This is a genomic window from Clostridium magnum DSM 2767 (assembly GCF_001623875.1).
GTDB classification, from domain to species: domain Bacteria; phylum Bacillota; class Clostridia; order Clostridiales; family Clostridiaceae; genus Clostridium_AM; species Clostridium_AM magnum.
Genome location: NZ_LWAE01000006.1, coordinates 309,991 through 319,263, shown reverse-complemented (window position 1 = coordinate 319,263; position 9,273 = coordinate 309,991). Strand labels below are relative to the sequence as shown.

Sequence of the window (9,273 nt, the reverse complement as noted above, 5' to 3'; positions counted from 1 at the left end):
GCAATGTTGTTAGTATATATTCCTGATACAAATGTTGTAATATCATTATATGATAGGGAATCAAGATCAGTCATTTGATCTATAGGTTTTATAACTACTGGCACAGGGGCAGTTACTCTAGCATCAGGTACAGATACTACGGTTACAACGATTATGTCATTAGTTATAGTTACTGTTACCTTTGCATTTCTAATTTGAATATTAGTAACATTTCCACTACCTTCAACCTTTATTTCATCTGCATTTGCATCTGCAGCAACTACAAGTGCTGCTATATTAGTATCTGAAGAAGTTTGTACATCTACATTTCCTTTGATTATAACAGGTTTGTCAAAGGCTCCTATAATTTCTACAGCCTTATTTGCAGTGCTTGGCTGCAGTTCAACATCACCAAAGGATCCTTCAATCGCCTCAAGTTTTGCCTGTGAATTTACTTCAGTCACTTTTATATCTATATATTTCCTTCTATTACTATTCTTACTTTATTACCATTATTGTTTACAGCTGCTATTACTAATTTATCAACTTTTGTATTGCCTTTAAAATGTATACTGTTACTTCCACCTGACTGAACTACTACATTTGCAGCAGTCACTGAGTCAAGGGTTACACTTTTACCATCACCTGGATCCAAATAAAGTTCCAGTTACTGTTATAGCGGAAAGCGTTGTACTATCAGCCTTAACATAAAGGTCTCCATTTATAGTTCCGTTTGAAAGTGCTACACCTGCAATTGTAATATATGCAGGACCACTTATAGTTCCTAATGAAGTATTTGTAGTATTTAAATAAGTTGCGCTATTACTACTTGAGCTTCCGCCACCTGAACTTCCACCTGGAGTTATTGTGCCTGTGGCTGATAATGTAATAACATCGCTTACCATGGAATCTGCTATATTAGCCGTTCCACCTAGCACTGTATCGTAGTATTCTTAGTTAATTGTCTTAATAAGTTCTTTAGTGCTATCACTTAATTCTTTTCCTACTATTATTAGAGGTGCTTTGTCTTTAGCTGCTAATGCAGAACCTGTTAAAGCATCTGCAAATTCATTACCAGTTGGTCCATTTCCTAGAGCAAAATATGCCTTGTTAAAGTTAAAATCTGATGCAAATTTATAATTACTGCTGCATTAGTTGCATATCTGTCTGAACCATATATTTTTCAGCACCTGGAGTTGAGTTCATAGCTACATCACTAACTGAAGCATATCCACCAATTACGTAGGTTTTTGTTATACCTGTATTAGCTTTTATGTACTCAGCTGTTGCAGTTGATAGTGTATTGCTTTGTGTTAAAAGTATTGGCATTCCCTCTATAGCTGCCACTGGTGCTGCTGATAGAGCATCTGCATAGCCTTCTCCTGAAGCTAGTACTATTTTTGATTAGTTCCTAGCTTTTCAGCTACTTTAACTGAAGTCTCATATCTGTTCTGTCCTGCTAATCTTTGAACATCACCAACTTGAGCCTTAATTTTGTCCTCTACATTCTGAGATACTACTCCTGTTCCACCTACAATAAATGCATGTTTTACATTTAATCTTTTTAACTCGCTTAAAGCATTTGCATTCAAATCACCATTTTGAGTTAAAAGGATAGGAGCATTATTTGCCTTTGCCAGTGGTGCTGCGCAAAGTGCATCTGCATATCCTTCTCCGCTTGCTATTACAGCATAATCCGAAGTACTTGTCCATCCAGTTTGTGCTACCTTTGTTGCTGTTTCATATCTGTCTGAACCCCATAATCTTGGGTTTCTGACGTGGTCGTTGCTGCTTTTACATTTACAGATACTACTGAACTTGTTACCAGTAAAGATGCAATAGTACTTGCTGATAAAGCTCTTTTTATCTTCTTTTGCATTATTCATCCCCCCATTTATCTTATAAAATATAAAGTTTAATTAATAATTCATCTGCGCAAAGAATGTCCACGCCCTTGAATTTGTTCTACAAGAGTAAAAAACTCCTTTATTTTAGCTAAAGTAATTATATTATACTACAATAATAAATTTTTTCCAATAATTATGCGAAGTTTTCCCTTCTAATTTGGCATTTGCTAGACTGCAGAAATTTTACTATGCTATTTAGCTGATTTCTTATAGATACCTTCTACAATAAAAAAACAGCTAATAAATGATTAAAATCATCTATTAGCTGTAATATTTATTGTGTTAACTGATTGATAAATGCCTGTACATTTACCATATAATCATTTACTGCCTTTTGAAGAGTAATTTTTTTCACTATCTAGTGCTAACTTAGCAGAGTCTACTTGAAGCTTATCTACCTGTCCCAAATTAAATTTAGCAAGAGTATTATCGTATTTAGTTTGAGCATTTTGTACACTTACCTGTGCTGTTGCTATATTATCTTCGTAATTTTTTGCAGTATAGTAAGCTTGCCACAAAGTTATTTTATTTTGGATTATAGTATCTTGTAAAGTGTTTTGTGCATCCTGTAAGTTTAATTGAGAATTTAGAACATTAGTGTTATCTACATAATAGTATCTTGCATAAATATCAGCTTGCATTTTTAACAACTGAATATTGTTATTCGCTTTATGAATACTATAGATGTTCTCTGCAGCAGTATTTATTATCTCTTCTATTTTACTATCATCATATTTTACAAACTCTTTTGTTACAGGAGCTAATACTACATCACTATTCAAATCTATGTTTAGTATCTGCTTTATATTTAAAATATCCTGCTCAATCTGTGCCTTCGGAGTATTTAGCGTAGCTAATTTCTGACTTTTTTGTAAATTTAGTGAATCCACTGCATCAGAAGTTACTGTTCCTTGAGCTATTTTTGCTTTTGTCTGTTCTATTTGCTTGTCTATATTTTCAATAGTACTATTTATATTTCTTATTTGATCCTCACAATTTAAAGCATCCATATAGTACTTTTCTAGACTTACTTTTAAGTCTTTTAATTTGCTTTCCTTATCATGTTTTGCATATTCTATATTTTGACTAGCCTGCAGCGGTGTTACTGTTTCTTGAATTTTTACACCAGCATAGCTATCTCCAGAATAGTTAACAGCACTCTTACCGCTAGTACTAATTTGTAATGCCTTTTGATGAGCATCATCATATTGTCTATTAGTAAGTTTTATTTTTTGATCTAATAATTTTATTGTTGTATTATTCTTTTCTATACTATTTAGTGCATCCACTAAAGTAAGGCTTATTGTGCCAGTAGCACTTTGTGTTATATTTATATTAGTTCCATTTGAAGTAGTTGTTGTATCTGCTGCAAAAGTAGTACTGCTTATTCCTACAGACATTACTAGTGCAATTAATAAACTAACCTTTTTATTCATTAAATTTTCCTCCTTAATTTTGCCTTGGATCATTAAAGCTTTGAAGTATCTGCACCGATACCACAAGCATAATTGAGTTTAGTCTGTGATAACCATATATCTCTTTCTAGTGTTTTTAAGCTATTTTGTGCATCCTGGAGTGTTACTGCTTTGGAATCTAAATCCATTTTACTTATGATTCCTAAATTATACTTCTGCAATGCTTGATTATAATCCTTTTGTGTAAATTCAACGTTTTCCTTTTTAGACTTTAGCTGTTTAGATTTATTTTGTAAATCATTATACAGACTATCAATCTCTATTGAAATTTCTATTTTATCATTCTCTAAAGTATTCTGTGCTTCATTAATATAAAATTGTCCATCTTTATATTCATCTTGAGTATTATAATGATAAACTCCTTTTATAGTAAGGAATTCAAACTGTTTCAACTTTATTGTATCTTGATCATTTAAAATCTCAGCTCTATTTTTTAAGGCATCATTTAAATAATCATTGTAACTTCTTATGTAGGGCTTGTCTGTAATTTTATCTTTTAAAAGAGTATCATATTTAGTTTCAATAGGTACTCCTACTGTTTTATTCAATTGCATTGTTTGCAAATCATATTGTCTTTTTACAGAATTAAATTTAGCCTTTTGAGCAAGATAGGCTGATTGCTTTGTTAACACATCTCCTTTTGACGCCATTCCCATATCCAGTTGCAGTTGTGCTTTTTTATAATCTGCTTCTGCATTATTCAATCTTTTTTGCTCTGTATCTACAGTATCCTTATAATTTAATAAAGTAATGTATTGCTGATACACACTTAAGTTTACTCCATTCTTAGCGACTTCTTTTTTATTAGTATATTGGTATAAGGCATTTTTCTGTATTGCTGGGGCATCATCCCTAGACTGCATAAGTTGCAGCTTTGAGGCATCATCACTGCCTTTTAAATTATCTAGTTGTTCATCATAATCTGATGCATCTTTTACTGCTTTTTTATATGAGTTTTCACTCTTCTGAATACTGATATCAATGCTTTTTATTGTTACTGAACTTTGCACAGCAGTATCTAGGACAGAATCTATATCCAAGGTATTTGATGCTGCAAAAACTGTATTGCTGCTTAAACAAGCTGCAATTATTAATCCTGCTGAAACCAGCATTTTAATTTTTTTCATACTTTCCCTCCTCGTTTACTATTACTATTCATATCTTACTACTTAGTAATTAAGTTAGATTTGTTGTTTTATTTTCAGAAGTATTTATTATATATTTATCTCCTTCTTTAATTTACTCATAACTTATTCCACATTTAGAAAATATCAGAAGGTTATATTCTTAATTATACATCATAGAATCACATAGAACTTTTACATTTTTGTAACATTTTTATATACTTCTCCTGTTTATTCAGTAGTTACTCACCCAAATACTCCTATCTGGTTAAGATTTTACTTCATTTGATCACCATTCTCTATTACCTTTGTCAAAGTCTCAAGTCCTTTAAAAATAGTTTCAACTTCTTCATCTGTAGCTGGATTTATTAATTCTTTAAGATATTCAGTAAATTCGCCACTAATCTTTTCTTCTAACTCCATGGCCTTATCTGTTATGCATATTAACACTTTTCTCCTGTCATCTACATCTCTAACTCTAGTTAACATTCCCTGCTTAACAAGCTTGTCTACCAAAACTGAAGCTGTACTATTGGGAAGCCCAAGACTTTCACTAATTTCTGTTAAGGTTTTCTGGCCACCAGTACTTAACTGTTTTAGTATCATGATTGATGTCATATTTACCTTTTTACAGTCTATCTTATGGCTTACTTTTCTGTTTAATAATTTAAAAACCAACATCAACTCTTTTATGAGTTCATACGCTTTTTCATTATTCATTTTTATTCCTTTCAAAGTAGAATATTTCAATAATGAAATAATTTTACCACAAGGATATATGTATTTCCATACTTTTTCAGTATTATTTTATGCTAATTTATGGTATTTAAAATCGTTTCTATTAAACTAAAAATGAGAGGATAGCTCCAGGGCTACCCTCTCATCTTACAATTTGTGTATTTTAATCAATAACACTATATAATTTTAAATTAGTGAATAACAACTTGTCTTGTCTTAGTAGTGTCATCAGTTGATGGTACATATTTAGCATAGTTTCCATCAGCATCCTTAAGAGTTTCTACATTAATTGCAGTATTCTTTAGAGCTACTCCTACTTTGTTAGTTGCAACAAACTTAGTAGCCTTATCAGCAGTGTTGAATTTAAACACTAAAGTATTATCAACTATTTGAACAGCATCAGCTTTTACTGATTCTCCATCTATAACGAATGTATAGTCATCAGTTTTAACTCCACTATGTGAATCAATAACATTATCAAATGTTATAACTACTGTTGATTCTGTGCTACCAGCAGTTGCATACCAGAAATCTGAAGTAGTTTTTGGTGCTGCTGTATAATTATATACTGTTGAAGCTAAAGTTGTTGGCGCAATTGCTGCTCCAGCAAGGTCTTTAAGCGTATTAGTAGCTAATACAAGTTGTGCTGCTGAACCTTGTGCCTTTATAGCTTCAATTTTATCTAAGTTTGTATCTGTGTATACTGGATTATTATCATATGCTGTTACAGCTGCTGCAGTTGTAACACCCTTAACATCTTGGCTAAATCTTAGTACAATATCTGAACCATTAACACTTACGCTATCAGGAGTTTCACCTGCAACTGTAAATTGGTTTCTGTCTAATGTATCTGTGTCTATTGATTTATCAAATTGGAATTTAACTAATAAATCATTTCCATCATCTTCTACTTTATAAGTATTAGCCTTGTATGCAACAGTACTTGCACCACTTACTGGTGTAATAGCTCCACTGTTAGCAAATGAATCTATTAAGTTTCCTGCTTCATCTTTTAAGCCTGATACAAGAATTTCATCTACTATATTGTCATTATCTACACCTGAAGTAGCTTGAACATAGTAATTTGATGGGAATTCTAGTGTAACACTCTTGTTATCATTGCTTACTGTAATCTTTGTTGCAGATGGCATACTATTAGTTTCATTTGATGCATTTTGATACTTGTAGTTAGCTAAGTTACTTAATGTATCTGTATCCATTGCTTCAGAGAAGAATAGAACAACTTTATGATTAGCACCGTCAGCTTTTGCAACAACAGAACTTAATTTTGGAGCTACATCGTCATTACCTGTTAAAGTAGTTGTATATTCATCCATAACATTTTTGTTTGTTGTTGTATCTACTAAATTCTTAATTGTAAGTGTATACTTACTGCCAGTTAGCTTATTAGAGTCACCAGCCTTCATCTTTATATCCCAAACATTATCATTTGCCATAACTCCATTAGAAGGTTTAACATAATCAATATTGCTTGTGATATCTGATCCAGTAGAATCTTTTAATGTATAGTTAGTTGTTTTGCTTGCATAAGTCATGTCAATATCTTTGCTGAATGTCATTCTGATAGTTGAACTATCTATCATAGTTACTTTTGTTACTGTTGGTTTTGTTTCATCTTTAGTATTTGTAAAGCTTATTCTTGTGTCGTCAGCTACTTTATTTCCATAAGCATCTTTAATACTATTCTTTATATATAACGTATTAGCTCCAGTAGCAAATGATACACCAGTAAATTTAACTGTAGCATCACCTTCTTTTAAAGTACCAGCGCTAAGTGAATTGCTATCGCCATTTAATCCGTAGTTAGCTCCTGATGTAGCAGTAGTTTGATCCATTGCTCTATCAAATCTTACCCAAAGAGTTCCATCTGCATCAGCTTTAACTTCTTTTATTACTGGTGCTGTAGTAACAGCATCAACATTGAAGTTCTGAGTTGCTTCTTTAAATACAAAGCCTGCAGCATCACTTAATACAGAATTTGCATCTCCGTCAGATATTTTTAAAGTATTATTACCGCTTGGAAGCTTAGATGCGAAGTATAAGTCCACTCCGTCAGCCCAAACAGTTGTTGACGTAGTTGTACCAGCTGTTACTGCTGCTACTACATCTTTTGGAGCAGCTGTGCTTAATCCAAATCCAGATATATTTTGTCCGTTTATTTTAAGCTTGCTAGTAAATGTACTTGTTGCATTACCACTAGCATCAACATCTACTTTAACAGGTTCTGAGAACATTACTGTTATTTTGCTGTTTCCTTTTACACTTACAGAAGTTACTGTTGGTGCAGTTATATCTGAGAATGTTACAGTTGAACCATATTTAGCTACAGTTTCAGTTTTATCAGCTGTTAAAACACCGTCTTTAACTTCAAAGTCATATGATTTATTTTGTTGTTTTACATTATATAAGTTTATTACTAATGTTTTATTATCATCTTGTAATGATGCTTTTGCATTACCACTATTTAATGCTGTTCCATCTATCTTGTAGTTTGAAACTAATTCAGCTGAATCCTCATCAACCTCTGAGTTAAATACTACTTTAATTTGGTTTAGGTTAGTAGCTGTTACTGAAGCCACTGTAGCAGATGGAGTTTCTACTACATCTCCGTTAACTGCACTGTTTATAGCATTAACTGTAGTATTTGAAACAACACCTTCTCCACCAACAACATTTAAGTCAGTAGTCTTTGTTGCTTTTGCTTTAATGTAGTTTATAGCTGTAGTTGTAGCTGCTGCTCCTTCAGAATCAACTAATACTAATGGAGAAGCTGTCTTTCCAGCTAAAGCTGAAGCTACTAGAGCATCTGCATATCCATTTCCACTTGCGTTTGCAACAAATAGCTTGTCTGCTTTTAAATCTGCAGCATACTTGTTTAATACGTTCATGTTAGTTTCAAATCTGTTAGCTCCACCGTTTACTCTATCAACAGCATTAAGTGCCTTATACATATCTTCATTTATTATGTTAGTTGTTCCAACAACTGTAACCTTTGAGCTGTTAGCATTTACAAAGTTTATTACAGGTGCCATTGTTTCTGTATTGTTGCTTCCTAATAGTAATATTTGTCCTTTAGCTGCTGCTACTGGTGCTACAGATAGAGCATCTGAGAATCCTTCTCCGCCTACTAACATTACGCTATCAGCTTTAACACCAAGCTCTACTAATTTGTTAGCAACTGCTACGTTAGTTTCATATCTGTTTTTTCCACCTAATTCTACTAGGTTGTAGTTAGCTTTTAAACCATCTCTTACTGATTGGCTTATTGCAGCATTTCCACCTACTATGTATACGTTCTGTGGTTTTAATGTCTCTAATGCTAATTTAGCATCATTACTTAATTCATTAGTTGTAGTTAAAAGTATTGGTGCATTTAATTGTTTTGCTAATGCTGATGCACTTACTGCGTCTGCATAACCTTCTCCAGTTACTAATACTACGTCTGTAGCTCCTGTAGCCCAATTTGCTTTTGCTACTTGAGCTGCTGTAGCATATCTATCTGCACCACTTGTTCTTGTAACTTCTCCTGCTGCTGCTTTAACTGGGCCAGCTGCTAAAGCTGAAGTTAAAACTAGAGACATAAGTGTAGCACTTGCAAGTGCTCTTGTACCTTTTTTACTCATGTTAAATTTTCCTCCTCGATTCTAGAAATTCTAGTTATGTTTTATACTAGTAGTTTAAATATATCCAAGCCCTATACTGCATAGCTTGGTCTATATGTTTTAAGTAGTTTTACGTTATGTCATTATCCCTCTTATATCAACTGATGTCATATTGTGTCAGCTGATGTTATTATTTTAATACTAAACTAATGTATCTACAACGTATGAATTAATTCCACTACTTGAACCTTAATCCACAAATTCATTATTTATCCATTTAATTTTGCATAATTTCTTCTTCATAGCTTTATTTGGTACAATTTTATTCCAATAATATCCCTTAATTCATAAAATTACATAGGTTATGTAGTCATATATAGGGAAAAATACTAGAATGTTTTATTTCTTACCGATTACCTACGCCAAA

At 32.5% G+C, this 9,273-nt stretch carries 9 protein-coding genes and 1 pseudogene; all 10 read right to left on the bottom strand.

All coding sequences use genetic code 11. The annotated features are described in order from the left end of the window. Positions 1-443, bottom strand: a 443-nt coding sequence (locus tag CLMAG_RS22400) for a hypothetical protein (RefSeq protein WP_153041002.1), incomplete at its 3' end; no start/stop codon positions are given. An 8-nt stretch (positions 444-451) separates the two neighbouring features. Next, complete coding sequence (locus CLMAG_RS22395) at positions 452-634, bottom strand: hypothetical protein (protein ID WP_066627779.1); 183 nt, start codon at positions 632-634, stop codon at positions 452-454. After that, the gene (locus CLMAG_RS22390; protein WP_153041001.1) at positions 621-917 is read right to left on the bottom strand and encodes a hypothetical protein; all 297 of its coding nucleotides are present in this window, start codon (positions 915-917) and stop codon (positions 621-623) included. The genes CLMAG_RS22395 and CLMAG_RS22390 overlap by 14 nt, the downstream gene beginning before the upstream one ends. A 15-nt stretch (positions 918-932) precedes the next feature. Next, positions 933-1,022, bottom strand: a pseudogene (locus CLMAG_RS35105) (hypothetical protein); the annotation flags it as partial. Positions 1,023-1,119: 97 nt separating this feature from the next. Then, positions 1,120-1,377 carry a cell wall-binding repeat-containing protein gene (locus tag CLMAG_RS22385; protein ID WP_082832042.1) on the bottom strand — a complete coding sequence of 86 codons (258 nt, stop codon included), beginning with the start codon at positions 1,375-1,377 and terminating at the stop codon, positions 1,120-1,122. Then, positions 1,374-1,865, bottom strand: coding sequence for a cell wall-binding repeat-containing protein (locus CLMAG_RS22380; RefSeq protein WP_066627773.1), 492 nt, complete (start codon positions 1,863-1,865; stop codon positions 1,374-1,376). The genes CLMAG_RS22385 and CLMAG_RS22380 overlap by 4 nt, the downstream gene beginning before the upstream one ends. 341 nt (positions 1,866-2,206) lie before the next feature. Further along, the gene (locus tag CLMAG_RS22375) at positions 2,207-3,322 is read right to left on the bottom strand and encodes a TolC family protein (protein WP_161487020.1); all 1,116 of its coding nucleotides are present in this window, start codon (positions 3,320-3,322) and stop codon (positions 2,207-2,209) included. A gap of 32 nt (positions 3,323-3,354) precedes the next feature. After that, positions 3,355-4,488: a TolC family protein gene (locus CLMAG_RS22370; RefSeq protein ID WP_066627770.1), complete on the bottom strand. Its 1,134-nt coding sequence runs from the start codon at positions 4,486-4,488 to the stop codon at positions 3,355-3,357. Between the two features lie 273 nt (positions 4,489-4,761). Then, positions 4,762-5,205 (bottom strand): MarR family winged helix-turn-helix transcriptional regulator, encoded by a 444-nt coding sequence (locus tag CLMAG_RS22365; RefSeq protein ID WP_066627768.1) that lies wholly within the window; start codon positions 5,203-5,205, stop codon positions 4,762-4,764. Between the two features lie 209 nt (positions 5,206-5,414). After that, on the bottom strand, positions 5,415-8,867 hold the full coding sequence (locus CLMAG_RS22360) for a cell wall-binding repeat-containing protein (RefSeq protein ID WP_066627766.1): 3,453 nt from the start codon (positions 8,865-8,867) through the stop codon (positions 5,415-5,417). Between the last annotated feature and the right edge of the window lie 406 nt (positions 8,868-9,273).